General features: G+C 66.9%; 24 protein-coding genes. 12 read left to right on the top strand and 12 right to left on the bottom strand.

The annotated features are described in order from the left end of the window. Both B3T77_RS14305 and ccmA read right to left on the bottom strand, forming a co-directional pair. Positions 1 to 440: LysR family transcriptional regulator (locus tag B3T77_RS14305; protein ID WP_292080505.1), on the bottom strand; the 440-nt coding region annotated here is incomplete at its 3' end. Continuing rightward, positions 437 to 1060, bottom strand: a complete 624-nt coding sequence (gene ccmA / locus B3T77_RS14300) for a heme ABC exporter ATP-binding protein CcmA (RefSeq protein WP_292080504.1) — start codon at positions 1058 to 1060, stop codon at positions 437 to 439. The genes ccmA and B3T77_RS14305, both read right to left, overlap by 4 nt. A 208-nt stretch (positions 1061 to 1268) precedes the next feature. Here ccmA and acnA point away from each other — a divergent pair, with 208 nt between their 5' ends. Next, positions 1269 to 3995 (top strand): aconitate hydratase AcnA, encoded by a 2727-nt coding sequence (gene acnA, locus B3T77_RS14295; RefSeq protein WP_292080503.1) that lies wholly within the window; start codon positions 1269 to 1271, stop codon positions 3993 to 3995. A gap of 78 nt (positions 3996 to 4073) precedes the next feature. On the opposite strand, the gene B3T77_RS14290 is transcribed toward acnA, so the two are convergent. The 3 genes from B3T77_RS14290 to B3T77_RS14280 form a co-directional block, all read right to left on the bottom strand. Then, entirely contained in the window at positions 4074 to 5447 is a 1374-nt protein-coding gene (locus B3T77_RS14290) for an NAD-dependent succinate-semialdehyde dehydrogenase (protein WP_292080502.1), read from the bottom strand. Positions 5448 to 5540: 93 nt separating this feature from the next. Beyond that, the gene (locus B3T77_RS14285) at positions 5541 to 5792 is read right to left on the bottom strand and encodes a hypothetical protein (RefSeq protein WP_055807296.1); all 252 of its coding nucleotides are present in this window, start codon (positions 5790 to 5792) and stop codon (positions 5541 to 5543) included. A gap of 72 nt (positions 5793 to 5864) precedes the next feature. Then, positions 5865 to 6764, bottom strand: a complete 900-nt coding sequence (locus B3T77_RS14280; protein WP_292080501.1) for a hydrogen peroxide-inducible genes activator — start codon at positions 6762 to 6764, stop codon at positions 5865 to 5867. Between the two features lie 144 nt (positions 6765 to 6908). Between B3T77_RS14280 and katG the strand changes: the two genes are divergently transcribed. Further along, complete coding sequence (gene katG / locus B3T77_RS14275) at positions 6909 to 9179, top strand: catalase/peroxidase HPI (RefSeq protein ID WP_292080500.1); 2271 nt, start codon at positions 6909 to 6911, stop codon at positions 9177 to 9179. A 69-nt stretch (positions 9180 to 9248) separates the two neighbouring features. Here the strand turns inward: katG and B3T77_RS14270 are convergent, their stop codons facing one another. After that, positions 9249 to 10022: a glutaminyl-peptide cyclotransferase gene (locus B3T77_RS14270; RefSeq protein WP_292080499.1), complete on the bottom strand. Its 774-nt coding sequence runs from the start codon at positions 10020 to 10022 to the stop codon at positions 9249 to 9251. Positions 10023 to 10027: 5 nt separating this feature from the next. Next, positions 10028 to 10855, bottom strand: coding sequence for a TerC family protein (locus B3T77_RS14265; protein WP_055807309.1), 828 nt, complete (start codon positions 10853 to 10855; stop codon positions 10028 to 10030). A gap of 344 nt (positions 10856 to 11199) precedes the next feature. Here B3T77_RS14265 and B3T77_RS14260 point away from each other — a divergent pair, with 344 nt between their 5' ends. The 6 genes from B3T77_RS14260 (at position 11200) to B3T77_RS14235 (ending at position 17343) form a co-directional block, all read left to right on the top strand. After that, positions 11200 to 11754, top strand: a complete 555-nt coding sequence (locus tag B3T77_RS14260) for a F0F1 ATP synthase subunit delta (protein ID WP_292080498.1) — start codon at positions 11200 to 11202, stop codon at positions 11752 to 11754. A gap of 72 nt (positions 11755 to 11826) precedes the next feature. Next, positions 11827 to 13359, top strand: a complete 1533-nt coding sequence (atpA, locus tag B3T77_RS14255; RefSeq protein ID WP_055754289.1) for a F0F1 ATP synthase subunit alpha — start codon at positions 11827 to 11829, stop codon at positions 13357 to 13359. A 32-nt stretch (positions 13360 to 13391) separates the two neighbouring features. Next, a complete protein-coding gene (locus tag B3T77_RS14250) occupies positions 13392 to 14270 on the top strand; it encodes a F0F1 ATP synthase subunit gamma (RefSeq protein WP_045809980.1) in 879 nt (292 codons plus the stop codon). 37 nt (positions 14271 to 14307) lie between these two features. Further along, entirely contained in the window at positions 14308 to 15852 is a 1545-nt protein-coding gene (gene atpD / locus B3T77_RS14245) for a F0F1 ATP synthase subunit beta (RefSeq protein ID WP_292080497.1), read from the top strand. 2 nt (positions 15853 to 15854) lie between these two features. Continuing rightward, positions 15855 to 16124, top strand: a complete 270-nt coding sequence (locus B3T77_RS14240) for an ATP synthase F1 subunit epsilon (RefSeq protein ID WP_017506810.1) — start codon at positions 15855 to 15857, stop codon at positions 16122 to 16124. Between the two features lie 85 nt (positions 16125 to 16209). Next, positions 16210 to 17343, top strand: a complete 1134-nt coding sequence (locus B3T77_RS14235; RefSeq protein ID WP_292080496.1) for a serine hydrolase domain-containing protein — start codon at positions 16210 to 16212, stop codon at positions 17341 to 17343. Here the strand turns inward: B3T77_RS14235 and B3T77_RS14230 are convergent. Genes B3T77_RS14230 through B3T77_RS14220 form a run of 3 tightly spaced genes read right to left on the bottom strand, consistent with a single transcriptional unit; the run spans position 17328 to position 20856 of the window. Then, positions 17328 to 18842 (bottom strand): DHA2 family efflux MFS transporter permease subunit, encoded by a 1515-nt coding sequence (locus B3T77_RS14230; RefSeq protein WP_292080495.1) that lies wholly within the window; start codon positions 18840 to 18842, stop codon positions 17328 to 17330. The two genes, B3T77_RS14235 and B3T77_RS14230, sit on opposite strands and share 16 nt — an antisense overlap. A 25-nt stretch (positions 18843 to 18867) precedes the next feature. Next, on the bottom strand, positions 18868 to 19794 hold the full coding sequence (rarD, locus tag B3T77_RS14225) for an EamA family transporter RarD (RefSeq protein WP_292080494.1): 927 nt from the start codon (positions 19792 to 19794) through the stop codon (positions 18868 to 18870). 15 nt (positions 19795 to 19809) lie between these two features. Next, complete coding sequence (locus B3T77_RS14220; RefSeq protein ID WP_292080493.1) at positions 19810 to 20856, bottom strand: aspartate-semialdehyde dehydrogenase; 1047 nt, start codon at positions 20854 to 20856, stop codon at positions 19810 to 19812. 143 nt (positions 20857 to 20999) lie between these two features. Here B3T77_RS14220 and zapE point away from each other — a divergent pair, with 143 nt between their 5' ends. After that, entirely contained in the window at positions 21000 to 22091 is a 1092-nt protein-coding gene (gene zapE, locus B3T77_RS14215) for a cell division protein ZapE (RefSeq protein WP_292080492.1), read from the top strand. Between the two features lie 34 nt (positions 22092 to 22125). Then, positions 22126 to 22626 (top strand): YbjN domain-containing protein, encoded by a 501-nt coding sequence (locus tag B3T77_RS14210; RefSeq protein WP_292080490.1) that lies wholly within the window; start codon positions 22126 to 22128, stop codon positions 22624 to 22626. 85 nt (positions 22627 to 22711) lie between these two features. Here the strand turns inward: B3T77_RS14210 and mdh are convergent, their stop codons facing one another. After that, positions 22712 to 23674 carry a malate dehydrogenase gene (mdh, locus tag B3T77_RS14205; protein ID WP_066553143.1) on the bottom strand — a complete coding sequence of 321 codons (963 nt, stop codon included), beginning with the start codon at positions 23672 to 23674 and terminating at the stop codon, positions 22712 to 22714. A 138-nt stretch (positions 23675 to 23812) separates the two neighbouring features. Here mdh and B3T77_RS14200 point away from each other — a divergent pair, with 138 nt between their 5' ends. Continuing rightward, positions 23813 to 24703 (top strand): SIMPL domain-containing protein, encoded by an 891-nt coding sequence (locus tag B3T77_RS14200; protein ID WP_292080485.1) that lies wholly within the window; start codon positions 23813 to 23815, stop codon positions 24701 to 24703. Then, positions 24700 to 25101, top strand: coding sequence for an HIT domain-containing protein (locus tag B3T77_RS14195; RefSeq protein ID WP_409514548.1), 402 nt, complete (start codon positions 24700 to 24702; stop codon positions 25099 to 25101). Before B3T77_RS14200 ends, B3T77_RS14195 begins: the two co-directional genes overlap by 4 nt. Here the strand turns inward: B3T77_RS14195 and B3T77_RS14190 are convergent. Further along, entirely contained in the window at positions 25098 to 25934 is an 837-nt protein-coding gene (locus B3T77_RS14190) for an aldo/keto reductase (protein ID WP_292080480.1), read from the bottom strand. The genes B3T77_RS14195 and B3T77_RS14190 overlap by 4 nt on opposite strands. Positions 25935 to 25974: the final 40 nt, after the last annotated feature.

Below are 25974 nucleotides of genomic sequence, written 5' to 3'. Positions count from 1 at the left end.
CGGCGGTTGCCCTCCAGCAGCGGCAGGGCCACGTAGCTGGCATCGTCGAAGTGGCCCAGGCGGATCGCCACGTCCACCGGGTCGCGGAACACGTCGGCCACCTCGTCGGACAGGCGCAGGTGCAGCCGCAGCCGCGGGTGCGCGGCGCGGAACGTGGCCAGCCACGGCAGCAGCAGGTTGCGGCCGAAATCCGACGGCGCCGACAGCTGCAGGGTGCCGTGCAGGTCGGCGTCCTCGCCCTGCACGCGGGCCTGGCCCTCGCGCAGGGTTGCCAGAACCTCCTGCGCGTAGGGCAGGTACAGCGCGCCCTCGCCGGTCAGGCGCAGGCTGCGGGTGGTGCGCACGAACAGGCGCAGGTCCAGCTCGCGTTCCAGCAGGACGCGCGTCGCGCCCCGCAGGCCGGGCGGGCGCGGTTCCTGATCGGCGTCGCGGCGGCTCATTTCAGACTCCCCAGGTCGAGAGCGCGGGTCGGCAGCGGCAGGGGGTCGTGGACGGCCGCGACGATCAGGCCGTCGGCGTCGAGATGGCGCTTCATCTGTTCGGCGAAGGCCTCGCGCCAGCGGGCGTCCAGCGGGGCCATGGGCTCGTCCAGCAGCCACAGGGCGCGCGGCGATCCGACCAGCCGGCCCATGGCCAGGCGACGGCGCTGACCGGCGGACAGACGCCGGACCTCAAGGTCCATCAGGGGCTTCAGGCCGAAGGCCTCGACGGCGTGGTCGACGCCGTACTGGGTGTGACCTAGCCAGTCGCACTGAAACCCCAGCTCCTCGCGCGCGGTGCGGCCGCCCTTCAGCCCGTCCAGATGACCGAGAAAGTGGGTTTCACGTCCACGCGCCTGCCGCTCGTCCAGCTTATTGCCGTCGCCGTCCTGGAAGGCGACCGTCCCGGCGTCTGGCCGCAACAGGCCGGCGATCGCGCGCAGCAGGCTGGTCTTGCCCGCCCCGTTTGCGCCCGTCAGGGCCAGCACCTCGCCGGCGCGCAGGGTCAGGTCGAGACCGTGAAACAGCCGACGCTCGCCGCGCGAGACGGTCAGGCCGGAGAGGGCGAGGGTGTGTATCATCGCGTTTCACCCGCCGCGCCAAATCTGCGAACCCTTCTCAATGTCCACGTCAGGGGTGTGGACACATGGACGGTGCGGCGTGGCGGGGCTATAGGCACGGTCGCCGCAGCAGGCTTTCGCCGCGCGCGCAGGGGCCCTGTGAGCCGCTGCGTCTGCCGCGCGAAGGCGCAACCGGATTGTCGGGCGGCGCTGACCAGAGGAACTCTCCATGCCGTCGATCGACAGCTTCAAGACCCGCCAGGACCTTTCCGTCGGGCGTAAGAAATACGCCTATTACAGCCTTCCCGCCGCCGAGGAAGCCGGTCTGACCGGGATTTCCCGCCTGCCGCGCTCGATGAAGGTGCTGCTGGAGAACCTGCTGCGCAACGAGGATGGCGTTTCCGTCACCGAAGACGACCTGAAGGCCGTCGCCGCCTGGGTTGAGAACAAGGGCTCGGTCGAGCACGAGATCGCCTTCCGGCCGGCCCGCGTTCTGATGCAGGACTTCACAGGCGTGCCCGCCGTGGTCGACCTGGCCGCCATGCGCGACGCCATGAGCGCCCTGGGCGCCGACGCCGCCAAGATCAATCCGCTGGTGCCGGTCGATCTGGTCATCGACCACTCCGTCATGGTCGACAACTTCGGCACGTCGAAAGCCTTCGGCCAGAACGTCGAGCGCGAATACGAGCGCAACATCGAACGCTACAACTTCCTGCGCTGGGGTTCGTCGGCCTTCAACAACTTCCGCGTCGTGCCGCCCGGTACCGGCATCTGCCACCAGGTGAACCTGGAGAACCTGGCCCAGACCGTCTGGACCCTGGACGAAGGCAAGAAGACCGTCGCCTATCCCGACACCGTCGTCGGCACCGACAGCCACACCACCATGATCAACGGCCTGGCCGTCTTGGGCTGGGGCGTCGGCGGCATCGAGGCCGAGGCGGCCATGCTGGGCCAGCCGATCCCGATGCTGATCCCCGAGGTCATCGGCTTCAAGCTGACGGGCGCGATGCCCGAAGGCACGACGGCGACCGACCTGGTGCTGACCGTCACCCAGATGCTGCGCAAGAAGGGCGTGGTCGGCAAGTTCGTCGAGTTCTTCGGCGACGCCCTGCCGAACATGACCATCGAGGACCAAGCAACCATCGCCAACATGGCTCCGGAATACGGCGCCACCTGCGGCTTCTTCCCCGTCTCGGCCGCGACCATCGGCTATCTGACCGCCACGGGCCGCGACAAGGCGCGCGTCGCCCTGGTCGAAGCCTACGCCAAGGCGCAAGGCCTGTGGATCGACGAGAATTCGGAAGACCCGGTCTTCACCGACGTGCTGGAACTGGACATCTCGACCGTCGTGCCGTCGCTGGCGGGTCCGAAGCGTCCGCAGGACCGCGTCGAACTGACCACCGCCGCCCCGGCCTTCGAAACCGCCCTGACCGATGTCTTCGCCCGTCCGTCCGACGCCCCGCGTGCCGAGGTCGAGGGCCAGAAGTTCACCGTCGGCGACGGCGACGTGGTCATCGCGGCCATCACCTCCTGCACCAACACCTCCAACCCGTCGGTGCTGATCGCCGCCGGTCTGGTGGCGCGCAAGGCCAACGCCCTGGGCCTGAAGGCCAAGCCTTGGGTCAAGACCTCGCTGGCGCCGGGTTCGCAGGTCGTCACCGATTATCTGACCGACGCCGGCCTGCAGAAGGATCTGGACGCCCTGGGCTTCAACCTGGTCGGCTATGGCTGCACCACCTGCATCGGCAACTCGGGTCCGCTGGACCCGGCGATCTCCAAGGCGATCAACGACAACGCCCTGGTCGCGACCTCGGTCCTGTCGGGCAACCGCAACTTCGAAGGTCGCGTGAACCCGGATGTCCAGGCCAACTATCTGGCCTCGCCGCCGCTGGTCGTGGCCTACGCCATCGCCGGCTCGATGCGGATCGACATCACCAAGGATCCGATCGGCCAGGACAAAAAGGGCAACGACGTCTTCCTGAAGGACGTCTGGCCGACCTCGCAAGAGATCGCCGACATCCAGAAGAAGTCGGTCACCCCCGCCATGTTCGCCAAACGCTACAAGGACGTGTTCAAGGGCGACAAACACTGGCAGGCGATCAAGGTCACCGGCGGTCAGACCTATGAGTGGGACGACAGCTCGACCTACGTCGCCAACCCGCCCTATTTCGAAGGCCTGTCGATGGACCTGACCCCGGTCCAGGACATCGTCGAGGCTCGCGTCCTGGCCATCTTCGGCGACTCGATCACCACCGACCACATTTCCCCGGCCGGTTCGATCAAGAAGACCTCGCCCGCCGGCGTCTACCTGACCAACCACGGCGTCGAGGCGGCCGAGTTCAACAGCTACGGCGCCCGTCGCGGCAATCACGAAGTCATGATGCGCGGCACCTTCGCCAACATCCGCATCAAGAACCGCATCACGCCCGAGATCGAAGGCGGTGTGACGAAACACTTCCCGTCGAACGACACCATGTCGATCTATGACGCCGCCATGCGGTATCAGTCGGAAGGCCGGCCGCTGGTCGTCTTCGCCGGCAAGGAATACGGCACCGGCTCCTCGCGTGACTGGGCGGCCAAGGGCACGCGCCTGCTGGGCGTTCGCGCCGTCATCGCTGAAAGCTTCGAGCGCATCCACCGTTCGAACCTGGTCGGGATGGGCGTCGTGCCGCTGCAGTTCAAGCAGGACGGCTGGCTGAAGCTGGGCCTGACGGGCGAGGAGATCGTCACGATCCGCGGCCTGTCGGACGCCAATATCGGCAAGCTGAAGCCGCGTCAGGACCTGTGGGTCGAGCTGTTCCGCCCGTCGGACGGCAAGATGGCCCGCTTCCCGGTCCGCTGCCGCATCGATAACCAGACCGAGCTGGACTATCTGCTGGCCGGCGGCGTCATGCCCTATGTGCTGCGCAACCTAGCGCGCGGCCCGGAAACCGAAGCGCCGATCGCCGCCGAATAGGTCGCGGTTCGTCCAGACAAGAAAGAGGGCCGGCGGAGCGATCCGCCGGCCCTTTTCCGTTTGCCGAAAGGACGGTGGTCAGTCGGCGCTGACGACCACCAGCTTGCGGTTCACGAACTCCTTGATGCCCACATCGCCCAGCTCACGGCCGAAGCCCGAGCGTTTGACGCCGCCGAACGGCAGTTCGGGCATGGAGGTCGTGGTGGTGTTGATGAAGACCATGCCGGTCTCGATCCGAGAGGCCAGTTTGCGGGCGCGGTCCGTGTTGCCCGAGAAGATCGAGCCGCCCAGGCCGAAGTGGGAATCGTTGGCCAGGGCCACGACCGCATCGTCATCCTCGACCACGAAGACTTGGGCCACGGGGCCGAAGAACTCCTGGTAGAAGGCCGGGTTATCGCGCGCGACGTCCGTCAGGACGGTCGGCTCGTAAAAGAAGCCGGTGCAGTCAGCGGGCTTTCCGCCGGTCACCGCCTTGGCGCCGTGCTGGATCGCCTCCTCGACCTGTTTGGTCAGGGTCTTCAGCGCATCCTCGGACGACAGCGGGCCCAGGTCGGTGGCCTCGTCCAGCGGATCGCCCATGACGGCCTTCTTCATGCCTTCGACGAAGCCGGTGATGAAGGCGTCGGAGACCGACTTCTGGACGATGAAGCGTTTGGAGCCGGTGCAGACCTGTCCGGCGTTGGACAGGCGGCCTTCGACGCCTGCCGCGACCGCCTTTTCGATGTCGGCGTCGTCCAACACCACGAAGACATCGCTGCCGCCCAGTTCAAGCGTGGACTTCTTCAGCATTTCCGAGGCGCGGGCCGAGACTTTGGCGCCGGCGCCCTCGGAACCCGTCAGGGCTACGCCCTGGATGCGGTCGTCGCCGATCAGTTCGGCGACCTTCTCCGAGGAGATGTAGAGGTTGGCGACGAAGCCTTCGGGCGCGCCGGCCTCGCGCACCAGTTCGGCGAACCGGGCGGCGCAGCGCGGCACGATGCCTGCGTGTTTGTAGAGCACGGGATTGCCGACCGCGATGGCGGGGGCGACGACGCGGATCAACTGATAGATCGGGAAGTTCCACGGCTCTACCGCCAGCAGCACGCCGATCGGGTGAAACTCGACCCAAGCCTCGCCCAGTTCGCTGTCGATTTTTTCTGGCGAGAGGAAATCGGCGGCCTTCTCGGCATAGTAGGCGGCGATGCCGGCGCACAGATCGATCTCGCCCTGGCCCTGGGCCAAGGGCTTGCCCATCTCCTCGGCCATGGTGCGGGCCAGGTCGTCGCGGTTTTCGGTCAGAAGGCCCGACAGGGATTTCAGCACGGCGAGGCGCGGCTGGATGTCGCCCTTGGACCAATCCGAATGGAACAGGCCGTCGGCCTTAACTAGGGCGGCCTCGACGGCGTCGTCGGTGTGTTCCGGATAGTCCTCGACCAGTTGTTCGGTGAAGGGATTGAGGGTGCGATAGGCCATGGAGCGTCCTGAAGCTTCGGTCGGACGCCCGGGGCGGCGCCGATCCGTTGTCAGGAAAGCAAACGCGACCTGTCGGGGCGGGTTGCCTGGCGGTCAGTCCGGATCGCTGAACGGCGGCGGGAGTTGGCCGGACTTGAAGAGGATGGTCGGCTCTTCGTCGTAGTCGCCCATTTCGGTGTCGGCCGAGACGGCGAAGGCGACGACGCCCAGACGCAACGGCGCCAGCCGTTCGGCCTTGCGACGCGCCTCTTCGGCGTCTTTGCAGCCGACCTGGGGTTCTGCGCGCAGGGCCTTGCCCCGGCCCTGGACATAGGCCTGGACGATATAGACGGTTTCGGTTGCCATCCGCTTCCAAGCGACCTGTTCGGCGCTCAGGTCAATCGATCAGTCGAGTGTCAGCCCAGTTTCATTCAAGCTTCACTCTAGCTTCAGGGCCTCGGCCAGCAGCCGGGCCTCGGCGGCGCGGCTGGAGCCGGCGCGCCAGGCGACGACGATCTCGCGATGGGGCGGGGCTGCGTCGGCCTGGTTTTCGAAGGCGCGAATGGCGACGGAGGGGTTGTCGGCCAGACCGGCCTGCACCGCCATCTTCGGCAGGAAGGAGACGCCGAGGCCCGAGCCGACCATCTGAACCAGGGTGTGCAGGCTGGTGGCCGCAAAGACGTCGTCGCCGCGCGGGGCCTCGATGTCCAACGCCGCCAGGGCGTGGTCGCGCAAGCAATGTCCGTCTTCCAGCAGGATCAGATCCTCGGCCCGCAGCGAGCCGGGACGGATGGGGCCGGGCGCGGCCAAGGCATGGTCGGCGGGGGCTGCGGCCATGATCTCGTCATCGCCGATGCGAGCGTGGGCGATGCCCGGCGCGTCATAGGGCAGGGCGATGACCGCCGCGTCGATCTGACCCGCCTTCAGCGCCGCGATCAGCCGGGGTGTCAGATCCTCGCGGATGAACAGCTTCAGGCTTGGATAGGCGGCCTTCACCGACGGGAGCTTGGCGGGCAGCAGGAAGGGGGCGACGGTGGGGATGACGCCGAGGCGGAAACGGCCGGACAGCAGCCGCCCGGCGTTTTTGGCCGCCTCGACCAGATCCTCAGTGCGGGCCAGGACGTCCTCGGCGCGGCGAACGGCCTCCGCTCCGACGGCGGTCATGATCACGGCGCCGCGCGCGCGTTCGACCACCGGCGCGCCCAGGATGCGCTCAAGCTCCTGCACACCGGCGCTGAGGGCGGGTTGGCTGACGTGAGCGGCCTCGGCGGCGCGCGAGAAGCTGCCGTGTTCGGCCAGGAGCTTGAGATACTGGAGCTGGCGCAACGTGGGGAGCATGGAAGCGAAATAGGCCTGTCCTATGCTGACGCCAAGGATAATCGATTGGCTTTATCCGTTTGACCCGTGTCGTATGACCCCATCATCTACAGGGCGATGGAAAATCGCTCGCCGTCGTGCGCCAGAGCAGCAGGGAGAAACACCATGACCGACGAAGCCAAATGCCCCTTTTCCGGCCGGACGCCCCGATCGGTCGCAGGCGGCGGCGTTCAGAACCGCGATTGGTGGCCCAACCAGCTGCGTGTCGATCTGCTGAACCAGCACTCGACCAAGTCCGACCCGTTGGGGGGGGCGTTCGACTACCGCGAGGCCTTTTCCAAGCTGGACTATGAGGCGCTGAAGGCGGATCTGCGCGCGCTGATGACGGACTCTAAGGATTGGTGGCCGGCGGACTTCGGCCATTATGGCCCGCAGTTCATCCGCATGGCCTGGCACAGCGCCGGCACCTATCGCGTCGGCGATGGTCGCGGCGGCGGCGGGCGGGGTCAGCAGCGGTTTGCGCCGCTGAATTCCTGGCCCGACAACGTCAATATCGACAAGTCGCGCCGCCTGCTGTGGCCGATCAAGCAGAAGTACGGCCAGGCCATCTCCTGGGCCGACCTGATGATCCTGACCGGAAACGTCGCGCTGGAGACGATGGGTTTCCGCACCTTCGGCTTCTCGGGCGGCCGCGCCGATACCTGGGAGCCGGATCAGGACGTCTATTGGGGTCGCGAGACGACCTGGCTGGGCGGCGACGAACGCTATGCCCACGGCTCGGATGGTGTTGTGAAGCCGGGCGACGAGGCCGTGCTGGTCAGCGATGACAATGCGGACGGCGACAAGCATTCGCGCGATCTGGAGAACCCGCTGGCCGCCGTGCAGATGGGCCTGATCTACGTCAACCCGGAGGGGCCGGACGGCAATCCCGATCCGATCGCGGCGGCGCGCGACATCCGCGACACCTTCGCCCGGATGGCGATGAACGACGAGGAGACGGTCGCCCTGATCGCGGGCGGCCATACCTTCGGCAAGACGCACGGCGCGGGCCCTGCCGACCACGTCGGCGCAGAGCCTGAAGGCGACGGCTTGGAGGCGCAAGGCCTGGGCTGGACCTCCAGCTTCGGCACGGGGCACGGCGCCGACGCCATCACCAGCGGCCTGGAAGTCACCTGGACCCAGACGCCGGCCCAGTGGAGCAACTTCTATTTCGAGAACCTGTTCGGCTTCGAATGGGAGCTGGAGAAGTCCCCCGCCGGGGCGCATCAGTGGGTGGCCAAGGACGCGGGCGAGATCATCCCCGACGCCCACGATCCGGCCAAGAAGAAGCGGCCGACGATGCTGACGACCGACCTGTCGATGCGGTTCGACCCGGAATATGAGAAGATCTCGCGCCGGTTCCTGAACGATCCCCAGGCCTTTGCCGACGCCTTTGCGCGGGCCTGGTTCAAGCTGACGCACCGCGATCTGGGGCCGCGTTCGCGCTACGTGGGGCCGGAAGTCCCGAGCGAAGTCCTGCTGTGGCAGGATCCGGTGCCGGAGGTGGATCATCCGCTGATCGACGCGACGGACGCGGCGGCTCTGAAGGCCAAGGTGCTGGACTCGGGTCTGAGCGCCGCCGAACTGGTGGGCACGGCCTGGGCCTCGGCCTCGACCTTCCGCGGCGGGGACAAGCGGGGCGGGGCGAATGGCGCCCGCATCCGCCTGGCGCCGCAGAAGGATTGGGCCGTCAACCAGCCCGAACAGCTGGACCGGGTGCTGAAGACGCTGGAGCGCATCCAGACCGAGTTCAATCAGGCGCAGACGGGCGGCAAGAAGGTGTCTCTGGCCGACCTGATCGTGCTGGCCGGCAATGCAGGCGTCGAACAGGCGGCCAAGGCGGCGGGCCACGACGCCAGCGTGCCCTTCACGCCCGGCCGGACCGACGCCAGCCAGGCGCAGACGGATGTCGAATCCTTCGGCTATCTGGAGCCGGTCGCCGACGGCTTCCGCAACTTCCAGAAGGCCCGCTATGCCGTGCCGGCCGAGTCGCTGCTGATCGATCAGGCGCAGCGGCTGACCCTGACGGCGCCGGAGATGACGGTGCTGATCGGCGGCCTGCGAGCGATCAACATCAATACGGGCGGTGCGACGCACGGCGTGCTGACCGAGCGGCCGGGCGTGCTTGCCAACGATGTCTTCGTCAACCTGCTGGACATGGACGTGAAGTGGACGGCGACCTCGGACGCCAAGGACGTGTTCGAAGGCCGCGACCGCAAGACGGGCGAAGCCAAGTGGACCGGCACGCGCGTCGATCTGGTGTTCGGCTCCAACGCCGTGTTGCGCGCGCTGTCCGAGGTCTATGCCGGGGCCGACGCCGAAGGGAAGTTCGTCTCGGACTTCGTGGCGGCCTGGACCAAGGTCATGGAGCTGGACCGGTTCGACCTGCACGGCTGAGCCGGGGGCAGGGGCTGAAAAAGAAGAGGGCCGGGCGCGTCGCAGCGTCCGGCCTTTTCTTCGTGCGGATCAGCGTAGCCTGATCTCGAACAGCTGCGGCCAGCGTTTGCCGGTGACGAACAGGCGTTTGCCCGCCGCGTCCCAGGCGATGCCGTTCAGGACGTCGTCGTTGGGGTCGAGGTTCGCGCCCTTGGGGACCAGGGCGGTCAGGTCGATGAACGCCTTGACCAAGCCGGTCTCGGGATCGATGCGAGCGATGCGGTTGTCCTGCCAGATATTGGCGAAGACCTCTCCGTCGATCCATTCCAGTTCGTTGATCTGATCCAGCGGCCGGCCGTCGGCGGTGATGGAGACGCGGCCGGTCTCGGCCAGGGTTTCGGGGTCCAGAAAGCGCAGCTGGTCTGTGCCGTCGCTCATGATCAGCCGGCGCCCGTCGGTGGTCAGGGCCCAGCCCTCGCCCGGATAGGAGAAGCCGCCTAGAGGCGAGAAGTCGTCCAGCTTCCAGATGAAGCCGATGTGGTTGCGCCAGGTCAGGCTGTAGAGTTTGCCGTTCAGCGTGGTCATGCCCTCGCCGAAGTAGATGGTCGGCAGGCCGCGCTGACGCTCCACGCGGCCGGTCTCCAGATCAACCTTGCGGATGAAGGACGGATAAAGGCCCGTGCTCTCGTAGAGGGCGCCGTCGTGGAAGAAGAGGCCCTCGGTGAAGGCCCCCGTGTCGTGCGGATAGGCCCGCACGACCTCGTAGGACTGGACCGGCACTTCGGCCCTGCCCGGCAGGGCGACGCCTGTCGTCAGCAGCAGACCGGCGATAAGGCCGGCGAGCCGGGACGACAGGCGCATCATGAGCCTCAGCCCCGCTCGGCGGCGGCTTCGGCCTCGGCCTTTTGCGCGCGGGCCTCGGCGGCGTTCGCCTCGCTGCGGGCCAGTTCGGCCTTTTCCTTCTTGGATGCGGATTTGCGACCCAGCATGTTCAACGCCTCAACACCGGCCGAGAAGGCCATGGCCGCATAGATGTAGCCCTTGGGCACATGATAGCCGAAGCCGTCGGCGATCAACACCATGCCGATCATCAGAAGGAAGCCGAGCGCCAGCATGACGACGCTGGGGTTCTTGTTGATGAAGTTGGCCAGGGGGTCGGCGGCCAGCAGCATGACGGTCACGGCGACCAGAACGGCGACGACCATGATCGGCAGGTGCTCGGTCATGCCGACGGCGGTCAGGATCGAGTCGATCGAGAAGACGATGTCCAACAGGATGATCTGGAAGATGGCCGCGCCCGCGTTGGCGATGACCACGTCCTTCTTGTCCATGACATCGTGGCTGGGGGTGGGATCGACCGTGTGGTGGATTTCCTTGGTCGCCTTCCAGACCAGGAAGAGACCACCTGCGATCAGGATCAGGTCCTTCCACGAGAATTCATTGCCCATGACGGTGAAGACCGGCTGCACCAGACCGACCAGCCAGGCGATGATCGACAGCAGGGCCAGACGCATGATCAGCGCCAGGCCGATACCGATGCGCCGCACCTTCTGCCGCTGATGCTCGGGCAGTTTGTTCGACAGAATTGAGATGAAGATCAGGTTGTCGATGCCGAGCACGACCTCCATCACGATGAGGGTCACCAATGCGGCCCAGGCGGCCGGATCGGAGAGCAAGGGGGTTATGCTGTCGAGCATGGGGTTTCCTGGTGGAGGATAAAGCTTGAGCGGAAAGCGCTAGGGCCGACGCAGGTTCCGATCAAGCGATGGGGTGCGGCGTCATGGTCGCACCCCCCTGGGCGCGGTCGCCGTTCCTACGCTGTGTGGAAGGAAACGGCGGCGCGCTCTCGCCCTGCGGCATCGGCGCGCCTTCACGCAATGTTGCGAGCGGCGAAACCCCGTGCTATCAGGCGCCCGGCTTGAAGGGGGCGTATTTACGGATACGGCCTCCGTCGTGCTTTCCGTAAGCATTTCAAGCTTTTGACCGTTGCGAGCCTCGCAGTCGGTTGCGACCCTGACACAACGACCTCGGACCCTAATCAGTGGCTGATGATTTCAGAACGACGGAAGTCGGCGATCGCTACGCACAGGCGCTGTTCGACCTGGCGCTGGAAACCGGCCGCCTGGACGCCGTCCGCGCCGACCTGAAGTCGCTGAGGGCGGCCTGGACCGAAAGCGCCGACCTGCGTCGTCTGTCCACCTCGCCCGTCATCGCCGCGCCGGACCAGGCCAAGGGTCTGGTGGCTATCGCCGCCAAGGCCAAGTTCGAGCAGACCACGACCAACTTCCTGGGTCTGCTGGGTCAGAACCATCGCGCCAAGGATCTGCCTGCCGTGATCGCCGGATTCGAGGCGCGCTACGCCAAACACGCCGGCGTCGTCGCCGCAGAGGTTGTCTCGGCCCAGCCGCTGGACGCCAAACAGGTCGCCGCCATCACCGCCGCCCTGTCCAAGAGCCTGGGCAAGGCGCCGGAACTGACCGCGCGCGTCGATCCGTCGATCCTGGGCGGCCTGAAGGTCAAGGTGGGCTCGAAACTGTTCGACGCCTCGCTGAAGACCAAGCTCGACCAGATGAAGTTCGCCCTCAAGCGCGCCTAAACGCGCTCCCGCCACCAAGAATGCGCGCCTGAACGGCGCACCCGCAGAAGACTGAAGAACAGAGAGCCCGTCATGGACATCCGCGCCGCTGAAATCTCGGCCATCCTCAAGTCGCAGATCGCCAACTTCGGCGTCGAAGCCGATGTCTCCGACGTCGGCAGCGTGCTGTCGGTCGGCGACGGCATCGCCCGCATCCACGGCCTGGACAATGTCCAGGCCGGTGAAATGGTCGAGTTCACCAAGGCCGGCGTGAAGGGCATGGCCCTGAACCTCGAGCGCGACAACGTGGGCGCCGTGATCTTCGGCGCCGACGCCGCCATCGCCGAGGGCGACGACGTGCGCCGCCTGGGCGAGATCGTGGACGTTCCGGTCGGCAAGGGTCTGCTGGGCCGCGTCGTCAATCCGCTGGGCGAGCCGATCGACGGCAAGGGCCCGATCCAGTTCACCGAACGCCGCCGCGTGGACGTTAAGGCGCCCGGCATCATCCCGCGCAAGTCGGTTCACGAGCCGATGCAAACCGGCCTGAAGGCCATCGACACCCTGATCCCCGTCGGCCGCGGCCAGCGCGAGCTGATCATCGGCGACCGTCAGGTCGGCAAGACCGCCGTCGCCGTCGACACCATCCTGAACCAGAAGAACGTCAACAAGACCGACGACGAGAGCGCCAAGCTCTACTGCATCTACGTCGCCATCGGTCAGAAGCGTTCGACCGTCGCCCAGATCGTCAAGACCCTCGAAGAGTCGGGCGCGCTGGAATACACGATCGTCGTCGCCGCCACAGCGTCGGAACCGGCCCCGCTGCAGTTCCTGGCCCCGTTCGCCGGCACCGCCATGGGCGAGTTCTTCCGCGACAACGGCATGCACGCCCTGATCGTCTATGACGATCTGTCGAAACAGGCTGTGGCCTATCGCCAGATGTCGCTGCTGCTGCGCCGTCCGCCCGGCCGTGAAGCCTATCCGGGCGACGTCTTCTACCTGCACAGCCGCCTGCTGGAGCGTTCGGCCAAGCTGAACGAGGATTACGGTTCGGGCTCGATGACCGCCCTGCCGATCATCGAAACCCAGGCCAACGACGTCTCGGCCTACATCCCGACCAACGTGATCTCGATCACCGACGGTCAGATCTTCCTGGAATCGGACCTGTTCTATCAGGGCATCCGTCCGGCCGTGAACGTCGGCATCTCGGTGTCGCGCGTCGGCTCGTCGGCCCAGACCAAGGCGATGAAGAAGGTCGCCGGTTCGATCAAGGGCGAGCTGGCCCAGTATCGCGAGATGGCCGCCTTCGCCAAGTTCGGCTCGGACCTGGACGCCTCGACCCAGAAGCTGCTGGCGCGCGGCGCCCGCCTGACGGAACTGCTGAAGCAGCCGCAGTATTCGCCGCTGGCGATGGAAGAGCAGGTCGTCTCGGTCTACGCCGGCACGCGCGGCTATATCGACGGCATCGCGGTCGGCGACGTCGGCCGCTTCGAGAAGGAGCTGCTGGCGCGCATCCATGCGAACCACGCGTCGCTGCTGGAAGGCATCCGCACCAAGAAGGACCTGACCTCGGACCTCGAAGCCGAGCTGAAGGACATCCTGGCCGCCTTCGTCAAGACCTTCGCCTGAGCCCCTCCGGACAGCTGAGAGAGTAGCGCCGGATGGCCAGCCTTAAGGAAATGCGCAATCGGATCGGAAGCGTGAAAGCCACGCAGAAGATCACGAAAGCCATGCAGATGGTCGCCGCGGCCAAGCTGAAGCGCGCCCAGGACCAGGCCGAGAGCGCCCGGCCCTATGCGCAGAAGATGGCCTCGGTCATCGCCAATCTGGCCGCCGGCGTCTCGGGCGCCGACGCGCCCAAGATGCTGTCGGGCACGGGCCAGGACCAGCGTCACCTGATCGTGGTGGCGACGGCGGACAAGGGTCTGGCGGGCGGTTTCTCGACCAACGTCATCCGCGCCGCGCGCGAGCGGATCAACAGCCTGATCAACGCCGGCAAGGACGTGAAGATCATCGCCGTCGGCAAGAAGTCGCGCGATCAGCTGGCGCGTCTGTACGGCGACAAGGTGGTCCACACCTTCGAACTGTCGGACCACAAGACGATCGGCCTGCCGTCGGCCCAGCCGGTCGCCGAAATGATCGCCACGGCGTTCGAAGAGGGCCAGGCCGATGTGGTCACCCTGTTCTACAGCCAGTTCAAGTCGGTGATCCAACAGGTCCCGACGGCCAAGCAACTGATCCCGGCCGTGGTCGAGGGAGATGCGGCGCCGATCGACCTGAACGGCGCGGTCTATGAGTACGAGCCCTCGGAAGAGGAAATCCTGGAAACCCTGCTGCCGCGCGCGCTGACGACCCAGATCCTGGCCGCGCTGTACGAGAACCAGGCCGGCTTCTTCGGTTCGCAGATGGCGGCGATGGACAACGCCACGCGAAACGCGGGCGACCTCATCAACGCCCTGACGCTGCAGTACAACCGCAAGCGCCAAGCCCAGATCACCACCGAGCTGATCGAGATCATCGCCGGCGCCGAAGCCCTCTGATCCCGACCGAACAGACATTCCGATACGGACCCCAACCATGACCGACACCGTCGCCCCCCCCGCCGCCAAGAAGCCCGCCGCCCGCAAGCCCGCCGCCGCCAAGGCCGCTGCGGCCGCCGCTCCCGTCAACGCCGCCGGCTCGGGCAAGATCGCCCAGGTCATCGGCGCCGTCGTCGACGTCGAGTTCGACGGCCACCTGCCGGCGATCCTCAACGCCCTGCACACCCAGAACGTCGACCAGAAGACGGGCGAGCCCTTCACCCTGGTTTTGGAAGTCGCCCAGCACCTGGGTGAGAACATGGTCCGCGCCATCTCGATGGACACGACCGAAGGCCTGACGCGCGGCCAGCCCGTGACCGACACCGGCTCGTCGATTCAGGCGCCGGTCGGCCCGGGCACCCTGGGCCGCATCATGAACGTCGTCGGCCAGCCGATCGACGAAGCCGGCCCGATCGCCACCACCGAATACCGCCCGATCCACAAGGAAGCGCCCAGCTTCGAAGAGCAGTCGACCTCGTCGGAAATCCTGGTCACGGGCATCAAGGTCATCGACCTGATGTGCCCCTACACCAAGGGCGGCAAGATCGGCCTGTTCGGCGGCGCCGGCGTGGGCAAGACCGTGACCATGCAGGAGCTGATCAACAACATCGCCAAGGCGTACGGCGGTTATTCGGTTCTGGCCGGCGTGGGCGAGCGCACCCGCGAAGGCAACGATCTGTATCACGAGATGATCGAGTCCAACGTGAACGTGGACCCGTCCAAGAACGGCGGCTCGACCGAGGGCTCCAAGTGCGCCCTGGTGTACGGCCAGATGAACGAGCCCCCCGGCGCCCGCGCCCGCGTCGCCCTGACCGGCCTGTCGATCGCGGAATACTTCCGTGACGAAGAAGGTAAGGACGTGCTGCTGTTCGTCGACAACATCTTCCGCTTCACCCAAGCCGGTTCGGAAGTGTCGGCTCTGCTGGGCCGCATCCCCTCGGCCGTGGGCTATCAGCCGACGCTGGCCACCGAGATGGGCAACCTGCAAGAGCGCATCACCTCGACCAAGAAGGGTTCGATCACCTCAGTCCAGGCCATCTACGTGCCCGCCGACGACCTGACCGACCCGGCGCCCGCCGCCTCGTTCGCCCACTTGGACGCAACGACGGTTCTGAGCCGCGACATCGCCGCCCAGGCCATCTTCCCGGCCGTCGACCCGCTGGACTCGACCTCGCGGATCATGGACCCGCTGGTCATCGGCGACGAACACTACAACGTCGCCCGTTCGGTTCAGGAAGTGCTGCAGCAGTACAAGGGCCTGAAGGACATCATCGCCATCCTGGGCATGGATGAGCTGTCGGAAGAGGACAAGCTGGTCGTCTCGCGCGCCCGCAAGATCCAGCGCTTCCTGTCGCAGCCCTTCTTCGTGGCCGAACAGTTCACCAATTCGCCCGGCAAGTTCGTCGAGCTGGCCGACACGATCCGCTCGTTTAAGGGCATCGTCGCCGGTGAATACGACCACCTGCCGGAAGCCGCCTTCTACATGGTCGGCTCCATCGAAGAGGCCGTCGCCAAGGCCGAGAAGATGGCGTCGGAAGCCTGATCATGGCCGGCAAGCTGAACTTCTCCCTCGTCTCGCCGGAACGCGAGGTCTTCTCGGGCCTCGTGGACCAGGTCGATGCACCGGGCGTCGAGGGCGACTTCGGCGTGTTGCCGGATCATGCGCCCTTCATGACCGCCCTGCGCGAGGGTCTGGTGACCGTCTATAACAACGGCGCCAAGACCCAGTACGACGTCCACGGCGGCTTCGCCGACGTGAACGGCGAAGGCCTGACCATCTTAGCCGAACAGGCCACCGAGGTCGTTGCGGCCTGATCCTGTCGAAGGATCGAACGATTTGAGGCCTCCCGTTTCGGCGGGAGGCCTTTTTCGTGGGCGATGGCCGCGCTAGGACCGCCCCATGACCGACCTCATCGACATCCACGGCGTCTGCGCACCCGGTTTCGAGGCCGTGCGCGAGGCGTTCGCCGCCAACTTCACCGCCGCGCCCGAGGGGCTGAACGAGCAGGCGGCGCGGTTCAGCGTGCTGGTCGAGGGCGAGACGGTCGTCGATCTGTGGGCGGGCCATGCGGATACGGCCAGGACGACGCCGTTCACCGACACCACCCTGACCTCGGTGTTTTCGACCGGCAAGGCGGTGATGGCCATCCTGATGGCGAGCGCAGTCGAGGCCGGGCAGATCGACTATGACCAGCCGGTCGCCTCGCTGTGGCCCGAGTTCGGCGCGGCGGGCAAGGCGGAGGTCACCGTCGCCCAGTTGATGAGCCACCAGTCGGGCCTGCCGGGCTTTTCCGAAGCGGTCGATCCGACGATCTGGTTCGATGTGTCCGCGGTTCTGTCGCGTCTGGCGGCCCAAGCGCCGATGTGGGCGCCGGGTTCAGCCTCGGGCTATCACCCGATCACCGTCGGCTATCTGGCCAATGACGTCTATCGCCGCGCGACGGGGCGGACGATGGGCCAGGCGCTGCGCCAGGACTTCGCGGGGCTGGACCTGTGGATCGGCCTGCCGGAAAGCGAGCATGGACGGGTGGCGCAGATGCGCAAACCCACGGCGGCGCCCAGCCTGGGGACCATCGATCCGATCAAACAGGCGGCCTTCCTGGATCGCGGCTCGGCGCCGGGCGGGCGCGGTTCGGCGGCCTGGCGCGAGATGGAGATCCCGTCGGCCAATCTGCACGGCACGGCGCTGGGGCTGGCGAAGATGTTGGGTGTAGTCGCCAATGACGGCGTGCTGGACGGCCGGTCGGTGCTGTCGGCGGGAACGCTGGATCAGCTGACGCGCGAGCGCATCCATGGGCCGGACAAGGTGCTGCCCTATACGATCAGCTGGGCGGCGGGGCTGATGCGCAATGACGGGCTCAAGGTGTTCGGGCCGAACGACGCCTTTGGCCATTACGGCTGGGGCGGATCGATGGCCATGGCGGATCCGTCGCGGAAGCTGTCGGCGGCCTATGTGATGACGCGCCAGTCGCCGCACCTGATCGGCGACCCCCGCCCCAAGCGTTTGCTGGACGCGCTTTACGCCGCCTTCTGAACCGGGCCGGGCGCGGTCAACAGACCGATCAGGCCGGCCAAGCCCGCGCAGCCGGCGCAGGTCAGGATCACGGCCCGAAACGCCGCGTGGAAGGCGTCGCGGACGACGGGCGTGATCTCGGCGCCCGACATGACCTGGGCCAGCTGGGCGCGGGCGTCAGGCAGATTGGCGGCCCCGGCGAAAACCGCTGACAGCACCAGGCCCAAGAGGGCGACGGCCAGAAGGCTGGCCACGCGCGCCACCGCATTGTTGACGCCCGAGGCCACGCCGGTGTGGCCCGCCTTGACCGCCCCCATCACCGTCGCCGTCAGAGGGCCGACCGCCAGGGTCATGCCGATCGCCAGCACCGTCATCCCCGCCAGCGGTCCGTCGACATAGCCCGCGCCCGGCTCAGGCACAGCCAGAAGCGCCAGTCCGATCCCCGCCAGCGCCGGCCCGACGCTGAGCGACAGACGCGCGCCGAACCGATCGGCGACCCGTCCAGCGAGGCCGGAAAACAGGCCCATGACGGCGGCGAAGGGCAGCATGGCGGCGCCGGCCTCGGTCGCGCTCCAGCCGTGCACCCGGATCAGATCGAAGGGCAGGAAGAACATCGCCCCGCCCAGGGCGAAATAGAGCAGCAGGGTCAGCAGATTGATCCCGCTGAACACCGAAGACGAAAACAGGCCCAGCGGCATCATCGGGTGGCTCTGGCGCGCCTCGGCCCAGACGAAGGCGACCAGCAGCGCCGCGCCCACGACAAGTCCGGCCAGTATGACGGGCGATGCGAACCCCAGATCGGGCGCGGCGGTCAGGGCCCAGGTCAGGGCGCCCAGTCCGGCGACGGCCAGAACTGCGCCCAGACCATCCAAACCGCGCGCGTCGGGATCGCGGCTCTCGGGCGTGGCGGCTAGGGTCACCACAGCGGTCAGGATCGCCAGCGGGACGTTGATCCAGAAGATGGCGCGCCAGTCGGCAGCGTCGGCCAGCCATCCCCCGATCAGCGGCCCGACCATGCCGGTCAGGGCCCCGAACCCGGCCCAGGTTCCAAAGGCCTTGCCGCGCTCCTCGGGCGGGAAGGTCGCGCCGATCACCGCCAGGGCGCCGGGCGTCAGAAGGGCCGCACCGATCCCCTGGATCGCCCGGCCGGCGACCAAGCCCTGGACGGTGGGCGCCAGGGCGCAGCCGATGGAGGCCAGGGCGAAGATCGCGACCCCGATCAAAAAGATCCGCCGGCGGCCGAACCGATCGCCGGCCGCACCGCCGATCAGAACAAGGGCGCCCAGGGTCAGCAGATAGGCGTTCGACACCCACTGCACCGCCGCCGTACCGGCCGCGAGATCCCGCTGCACGGCGGGCAGGGCGACGCCCAGGGCCGAGCCGTCGATGAAGGTCAGGCTGGAGCCCAGCACCGTCGCGGCCAGCACCCAGCGTTTGCGCGCCGCCGACAGCGGATGGGCCGGTTCGGCGGCGGCGTGGACCTGTCCGCCTTCGCAGGGGCCCGGTTGGGCGGTCGTCATGGCCTCGCCTCCGTGTGAGCTAAGGCTACGCCGGTTCCGCCGTGGTCTTCAACGCCTCGCGTGCGGCGCGGCTGCGATTGAAGGCGGCCACGGCGAAGACGCCGGCGCCGGCCCAGATGAAGACGAAGGAGACGATCCGCAGCAGGGTCAGCGGCTCGCCGGTCGCCACGCCACAGGCGAACTGCAGCGTCGGGGCCAGGAACTGGATGAAACCGACCGTGGACAGGGGCAGACGCCGCGCCGACCAGGCGAACAGCGCCAGCGGGATCACGGTCGCCGGGCCGTTCACCAGCGCCCAGACCAGGCCGGAGGGCGAGGCAAATCCGACCGCCTGACTGTGGGTGGTCAACCAGGCCAGGAAGACCGCGCCAATGGGCAGCAGCACCAGACATTCCACGAACAGACCGGTCTGGGCCGAGGCGGGCACGCGTTTTCGGATCACCGCATAGGCGCAGAAGGTGACGGCCAGGGTCAGGCCGATGATCGGCAGATGCCCGAGGGCGATGGTCTGGATCACGACCCCGATGGCGGCCAGACCGATGGCGAGCGCGCTCCAGCGGTCAATCTTCTCGCGGAACAGCACGGCGCCGGCCGCCATATTGAGCAGGGGATTGATATAGTAGCCGAGGCTGGCCTCCAGCGTCGCGTGATGCGTGGTGGCGAAGACGTAGAGGCTCCAGTTCGTGCCGATCAGCAGCGCGGACACGGCCAGCCAGGCCAGGGTGCGCGGCGTGGCCAGCACCCGGCGCGCCTCGCCCCATTGCCCGGCCAGCAGCAGGACCAGGCCGGCAACGAAGACCGACCAGACCGCCCGGTGCGCCAGGATTTCGGGCGCGCCGAAGCCGTGCGCCGCCATCGCCATGAACAGCAGCGGCAGAAGCCCCCACAGAGTGTAGCAGGCGATGGCCGTGCCGACGGCGCGGCCGTCGGCAGGGGGTGCGTGGGCGTTCATGACGGTTGAGACCGCCTAGACCGTGATCGAACGATATCCCGACGACGACTTGATCACGCCGGTCTCGTCCAGCAGCTGGGCGATCTGGACCGCGTTGAGGGCGGCGCCCTTGCGCAGGTTGTCGGACACGACCCAAAGGTTCAGACCGTTCTCGACGGTCGTGTCCTTGCGGATGCGGCTGACATAGACGGCGTGTTCGCTGGCCGCGTCGACGGGGGTGATATAGCCGTCGTGCTCCTGCTTATCGATGACCAGCACGCCCGGCGCCTCGCGCAGGATGGCGCGGGCCTCGTCGGGTTCGATGGGGCGGTCGAACTCCACATTCACGGCCTCGGAGTGACCCACGAAGACGGGCACGCGCACGCAGGTGACGGTGACCTTGATGTCGGGGTCCAGCATCTTGTGCGTCTCGTCCGACATCTTCTTCTCCTCGTCGGTGGAGCCGTCCTCGAGGAAGGAGCCGATGTAGGGGATAACGTTGAAGGCGATCTGTTTGGGGAACTTCTTGGGCGTGGCGTCGCCCAGGCCGTAGATGGCCTTGGTCTGGTTCCACAGCTCGTCCATGCCTTCCTTGCCGGCGCCAGACACCGACTGATAGGTCGAGACCACGACCCGCTTGATCTTGGCCGCATCGTGCAGCGGCTTCAGCGCCGTCACCAACTGGATGGTCGAGCAATTGGGGTTGGCGATGATGTTCTTCTTGGTCGCGTCCTTGATGGCGTCGGGGTTCACCTCGGGCACGATCAGCGGCACGTCGGCGTCCTTGCGGAAGGCCGAGGAGTTGTCGATCACGATGGGGCCGGCCTTGCCGATCTTTTCCGACCAGGCGCGCGAGACGTCGCCGCCGGCGGACATCAGGACGATGTCGACGGTCGAGAAGTCGAACTGCTCGATGTCCTGGCATTTGATGGTCTTGTCGCCGAAGGAGACCTCGACGCCCTTGGACTTACGCGAGGCGATGGCGTGGATTTCATCGACGGGGAATTCCAGCTCCTCGAGGATGTTCAGCATTTCGCGGCCCACATTGCCCGTGGCTCCGACGATGGCGACGCGATAACCCATGATGCTTGGTCCTTCGGACGCGCTACCGCTCGGCTCAGCGGAGCCTTGCTGCTTGAGCGCGGTTTGGTGTGTGCTGTGCATTTAGGCGTTCGCAGCCGCGAAGCAATCGCTTTTCACTGTGCCGGGCTTTAAGCAGTCCTCCCATGACCTCCCGTATCCGCAACGCCTACGACATCCGCGTGGAAGAGGGCGTGCTGACGCCCGATCCGGCGCAGGAGAGCGTGATCACGGCGCTGGAGCGGCTGGAGGTCGATCTGGCCAAACGCGGCCTGTTCGGCAAGGCGCCGGAGGTGCGGGGCGTCTATCTCTACGGCCCGCCCGGACGCGGAAAGTCGATGCTGATGGACCTGTTCTATTCGGCGACGCCTGAGCCGCGAAAGACGCGCGCGCACTTTCACGCCTTCATGGCCCGCATTCACGATCTGGTGAAACAGTGGCGCGAGGGGGATGCGAAGACCCGCAAGGCCGTGTTCGGCACGCATAAGGGCGACGATCCTATCCCGCCGATCGCGAAGCTGATCGCGTCGGAAGCCCGGCTGCTGTGTTTCGACGAACTGCAGGTCACCGACATCGCTGACGCCATGATCCTGGGCCGGTTGTTCGAAGCCTTGTTCGAGGATCGGGTGGTGCTGGCCATCACCTCGAACCGCGCGCCGGAGGAGCTCTACAAGAACGGCATCAACCGCCAACTCTTCCTGCCCTTCATCGACATCATCCGCGAGCGCTGCGTGGTGGTCGAGACGGCCGGGACGCGGGATTGGCGGCTGGACCGGATGACCTCGGCCCAGGTCTGGCACACGCCGGACGACCGCGCGGCGTTCGAGGCGTTATGGCGCGAGCTGAAGGGGGGCGAGCCGGAAGAACCGGCGCACCTGAGCGTGTTGGGCCGCGATGTGGTGGTGCAGCGCACCGTGGGATCGATGGCGAGGGCGACGTTTGCCGAGCTGTGCGCCAGGCCGCTGGGGCCGCAGGATTATCTGGCCATCGCCCAGCGGTTCCACACCCTGTTCCTGGAAGACGTGCCGATCCTGAGTTCGGCCAACCACCACGAGGCGCGGCGTCTGGTGACCCTGGTGGACGCCCTCTATGAGGCCAAGACCAAGCTGATCGTGCTGGCGGCGGCCAAGCCCGAGGCGCTCTATACCGAAGGGGTGGGGGCGTTCGAGTTCGAGCGCACCGTGTCGCGCTTCAACGAAATGCAGAGCAAGGACTGGCTGGCGCACGTCCGCGACTGACGGCTAGGGTAGGGCTGACCCTCGGAGTGTTTCCATGCGCCGTCTCGCCCTCGCTGCCGCCGTTTCTTTGACCTTATCGCCGCTGACGGCGGGAGGAGCTTTAGCCCAGACTGCGCAGGCTGCGGCCAGTCGCGGTCTGACGCCGGGCGAGGTCGGGACGTGGATCACCGGGCTGGGCGGGCGGGTCGGGCCGGTGCAGACCGAGAACGGCCTTACCTTCTTCACCGTGACCAATGCGGGCCTGACCTGGGCGGTCTTCTTCTACGGCTGTGAAGCGTCGGGCTGCGGCGAGGTTCAGTTCAGCGCCGTTGTGCCCGGGGCCGGGGCGACGCTGGACAAGGTGAACGCCTGGAACCGCGACAACCGCTATCTGAAAGCCTTCCATACTGAGGCCGACACGCCGACCGCGACGGTGCAGTACGATGTCGTCGTGCTGTCGGGCGAAGGCGTGACGCAACTGGCGGACCCGTTGACGATCTGGCTGCAACTGCTGCCCAAGTTTGCGGCAGGCATGGGCTACGTCCCGCCGCAATGATGTTCCTCTCCCAACGGGAGGAGTGAAAAGAAAAAGGGCCTGCGGATCGCTCCGCAGGCCCTTCGTCGTTCGATCGTCGCGTGGCTTACGCCAGCGAGCCGTCGATATCTTTACAGGCCTGCAGCAGGCCCTGGACCGAGGCGACGGACTTTTCGAACATCGCCTTTTCTTCGTCGTTGGTGGTGAACTCGACGATCTTCTCGACGCCGCCGGCGCCGATCAGGGCGGGAACGCCGACGTAGAGGTCCGACAGGCCGTATTCGCCCGACAGCCAGACGGCGCAGGGCAGGACGCGCTTCTGGTCCAGCAGATAGGACTTGGCCATGGCGATGGCGGATTCCGCCGGGGCGTAGAAGGCCGAGCCGGTCTTCAGCAGGGCCACGATCTCGCCGCCGCCCTTGCGGGTGCGCTCGACGATGGCGTCCAGTTCGTCCTGTGACAGGAAGCCGGCGGCGACGGCGTCCGGCAGGGGCAGGCCGCCGACGGTCGAGTGGCGCACCATCGGCACCATGTCGTCGCCGTGACCGCCCAGGGTCCAGGCGTGGATGTCCTGCACCGACACGCCGGTCTTTTCAGCCAGGAAGTAGGCGAAGCGGGCCGAGTCCAGCACGCCGGCCATGCCGACCACCTTCTCCTTGGGCAGACCCGAGAACTTCTGCAGGGCCCAGACCATGGCGTCGAGCGGGTTGGTGATGCAGATGACGAAGGCGTTGGGGGCGTGGGCTTTGATGCCCTCGCCGACGGCCTTCATGACCTTCAGGTTGATGCCGATCAGGTCGTCGCGGCTCATGCCCGGCTTGCGCGGCACGCCGGCGGTGACGATGCAGACGTCGGCGCCCGCGATGTCGGCATAGTCGTTGGCGCCCTTCAGGGCCACGTCCTGGCCGAAGACGGCCGAGGCCTCGGCGATGTCCAGCGCCTTGCCCTGCGGGGTGCCTTCGGCGATGTCGAACAGGATCACGTCGCCCAGGGCTTCGCGCGCGGCCACGTGGGCCAGGGTTCCGCCGATCATGCCGGCGCCGATAAGGGCGATCTTCGCGCGAGCCATGGATGTCTCCGTTTATTGCGTGTGCGAAAGGGGATTAATCGTGCGGGCGGTCTAGACCCCTCGCGCGGCTGTCGCAAGAACCTCGCTTTACGGCCTTGGTCAGGCTTGCGAAGGTCCGGCGAAAACCGGAGGATTTCGATGCGCCGTTCATTCGCTTTCGCCCTGCTGCTGGCGTCGGTCGCCACGCCTGTGCTGGCCCAGACGCCGCCCGCGACCATCGGCGACCGCTATATCCCCGCGCCCTGGTGGATGCGTGATCCGGTCATCGCCTCGGTTGGCCAGGTGCGGGTCGAGATTCAGGCCAACCGCGCCTTCGTTTCGGCCAGCTTCCAGTCGGTGGACCGCAGCGTCGCCGAGGCCTCGCGCGCCGCCGCCGATCAGGTTCGGGCGCTGAGCCAGGCCTTGTCAGCCTATGGCGCGGACAAGGTGCGGGTCGAGACCAGCGTCACCACGCGCCCGCTCTATGACCAGTACCGCGACGAAAACGGGGTGATGCGCGACAACACTCGCGCCGACCGCGTGGCCCGCTATCAGGCCGACGCCTCGGTCAATGTGACGGTGCGCGACGTGCGCCTGATCGAACGGGTCTATGCGACCATCGTGGCCTCGCGTCCGACCTCGATCGGACAAGTGAACTTCAACCTGGAGCCGGACAACAGCTGGAAGGCCAATCTGCAGGCCGAGGCGATGAAGGATGCGCGCCGCCGGGCCGAGGCGGCGGCGACCAATGCGGGCGCGACCCTCGGGCGGGTCAAGATCATCGATCCGTCGGGGCGGGTTTGCCAGACGGACGTGCTGGCGGGCTGGCCTTCATACGCCGCAGGGGGCGGGCAGGAGACGACGGTGGACGACATCGTGGTGACGGGGTCGCGCTCGCAAGCGCGCATGGAATATGCCGCGCCGCCAGCTCCGCCCCCACCCGGAGGCGGCGCGCCCAGCGAGGCCCAGATTGAGGCGGCGCGGCTGGCGCTGCAACCGCCCTTGCAGGTGATGACCGACAGCGCCTGCGTCATCTACGGACTGAACTGATGGGGTTTTCCGTCGCACCCGCCTTCGAGGCGGGATCGGTCGCCGCCGCCGAATGGCCCTTGTGCCATGTGCGGCTTCAGGACGACGCCCGCTTTCCTTGGCTGATCCTGATCCCGCGCGTCGAGGGGGCGGTGGAGCTGGAAGACCTCAGCGTCGAACAGCGGGCCGTTTTGATGGAGGAGACGGTGCGGGCCGGGGGGCTGGTTCGGCGGCTGGGTTCGGTCGAAAAGCTGAACGTCGGCGCCATCGGCAATGTAACGGCGCAGCTGCATGTCCATGTGGTCGGCCGCCGACGCGACGACGGTCTCTGGCCCGATCCGGTCTGGGGGCGCGGGCCAGTTGTTCCGTATACAGACGATGAGCGGGCCCGGCGGCTGACGATCGTCGCTGGCGGCTAGATAATATCCAGCGGCACGGCGTGTTTCGGGGGCGGGAAGGCTGCATCCAGCCGTTCCAGATCCTCCATGTCGAATTGGATCTCAAGGGCGTCGGCGTTGGCCTCGACGTGTTCGACGGAACTGGCCTTGGGGATGGCGATGACGCCGTCGTGGCGCAGGACGGCGGCCAGCGCCACCTGGGCCGGGCTGGCGGAATGGCGATTGGCGATGTCGCGGATCAGGGGCTGTTCCAGCAGTTCGCCCCGCCCAAGCGGCGAATAGGCCATCATCGGCATGTCGCGCGCCTGCATCCACGGGAAGAGGTCGAACTCCACCCCGCGTGAGGCGAGATTGTAGAGCAGTTGGTTGGCGGCGCAGTCCTCGCCCCCCTCGATCTCCATCAACTGCTCCATGGCGCGCAGATCCAGGTTGGACACGCCCCAGCGGGCGATCATCCCTTCGTCCACCAGGTCGCGGAACGCTTCGACGGTCTCCTCCAGCGGGACGTTGCCTTCCCAGTGCAGCAGATAGAGGTCCAGCCGCTCGACGCCGAGCCGTTCCAGCGACTTCTCGCAGGCCAGCATCATCTTCATCTCGGACGCGTTCTCGGGTCGGACCTTGGAGACCAGGAAGACCTCGTCGCGCCGCCCGGCGATGACCTCTCCCACCAGCCGTTCCGAGCGGCCGTCGCCATAGAGTTCGGCCGTGTCGATCAGGGTCATGCCCAGGTCGATGCCGCGCGCCAGGGCCTGCTGCTCCTCATCGCGCCAGGCTGGGTCGTCGCCCAGCTCCCAGGTGCCTTGGCCGAGGGCGGGAACGGTCGTACCGTCCGCAAAGGTGACGAGGCGGGTCATGTCCGTCCTGACGATAATGAGCGGCGAAGACGCCGTCGGA

The sequence above is a fragment of the Brevundimonas sp. UBA7838 genome, from assembly GCF_002500885.1.
GTDB lineage: Bacteria > Pseudomonadota > Alphaproteobacteria > Caulobacterales > Caulobacteraceae > Brevundimonas > Brevundimonas vesicularis_C.
Note: the sequence above shows the minus strand (reverse complement) of the source record. Positions and strands in the feature narration are given on the sequence as shown.

Bases quoted from the DNA above. Each gene is read 5' to 3' on its own strand.
- ccmA (WP_292080504.1), bottom strand. From the start codon at position 1,060: ATGATACACACCCTCGCCCTCTCCGGCCTGACCGTCTCGCGCGGCGAG.
- acnA (WP_292080503.1), top strand. From the start codon at position 1,269: ATGCCGTCGATCGACAGCTTCAAGACCCGCCAGGACCTTTCCGTCGGG.
- B3T77_RS14290 (WP_292080502.1), bottom strand. From the start codon at position 5,447: ATGGCCTATCGCACCCTCAATCCCTTCACCGAACAACTGGTCGAGGAC.
- B3T77_RS14285 (WP_055807296.1), bottom strand. From the start codon at position 5,792: ATGGCAACCGAAACCGTCTATATCGTCCAGGCCTATGTCCAGGGCCGG.
- B3T77_RS14280 (WP_292080501.1), bottom strand. From the start codon at position 6,764: ATGCTCCCCACGTTGCGCCAGCTCCAGTATCTCAAGCTCCTGGCCGAA.
- katG (WP_292080500.1), top strand. From the start codon at position 6,909: ATGACCGACGAAGCCAAATGCCCCTTTTCCGGCCGGACGCCCCGATCG.
- B3T77_RS14270 (WP_292080499.1), bottom strand. From the start codon at position 10,022: ATGATGCGCCTGTCGTCCCGGCTCGCCGGCCTTATCGCCGGTCTGCTG.
- B3T77_RS14265 (WP_055807309.1), bottom strand. From the start codon at position 10,855: ATGCTCGACAGCATAACCCCCTTGCTCTCCGATCCGGCCGCCTGGGCC.
- atpA (WP_055754289.1), top strand. From the start codon at position 11,827: ATGGACATCCGCGCCGCTGAAATCTCGGCCATCCTCAAGTCGCAGATC.
- B3T77_RS14250 (WP_045809980.1), top strand. From the start codon at position 13,392: ATGGCCAGCCTTAAGGAAATGCGCAATCGGATCGGAAGCGTGAAAGCC.
- atpD (WP_292080497.1), top strand. From the start codon at position 14,308: ATGACCGACACCGTCGCCCCCCCCGCCGCCAAGAAGCCCGCCGCCCGC.
- B3T77_RS14240 (WP_017506810.1), top strand. From the start codon at position 15,855: ATGGCCGGCAAGCTGAACTTCTCCCTCGTCTCGCCGGAACGCGAGGTC.
- B3T77_RS14235 (WP_292080496.1), top strand. From the start codon at position 16,210: ATGACCGACCTCATCGACATCCACGGCGTCTGCGCACCCGGTTTCGAG.
- B3T77_RS14230 (WP_292080495.1), bottom strand. From the start codon at position 18,842: ATGACGACCGCCCAACCGGGCCCCTGCGAAGGCGGACAGGTCCACGCC.
- rarD (WP_292080494.1), bottom strand. From the start codon at position 19,794: ATGAACGCCCACGCACCCCCTGCCGACGGCCGCGCCGTCGGCACGGCC.
- B3T77_RS14220 (WP_292080493.1), bottom strand. From the start codon at position 20,856: ATGGGTTATCGCGTCGCCATCGTCGGAGCCACGGGCAATGTGGGCCGC.
- zapE (WP_292080492.1), top strand. From the start codon at position 21,000: ATGACCTCCCGTATCCGCAACGCCTACGACATCCGCGTGGAAGAGGGC.
- B3T77_RS14210 (WP_292080490.1), top strand. From the start codon at position 22,126: ATGCGCCGTCTCGCCCTCGCTGCCGCCGTTTCTTTGACCTTATCGCCG.
- mdh (WP_066553143.1), bottom strand. From the start codon at position 23,674: ATGGCTCGCGCGAAGATCGCCCTTATCGGCGCCGGCATGATCGGCGGA.
- B3T77_RS14200 (WP_292080485.1), top strand. From the start codon at position 23,813: ATGCGCCGTTCATTCGCTTTCGCCCTGCTGCTGGCGTCGGTCGCCACG.
- B3T77_RS14190 (WP_292080480.1), bottom strand. From the start codon at position 25,934: ATGACCCGCCTCGTCACCTTTGCGGACGGTACGACCGTTCCCGCCCTC.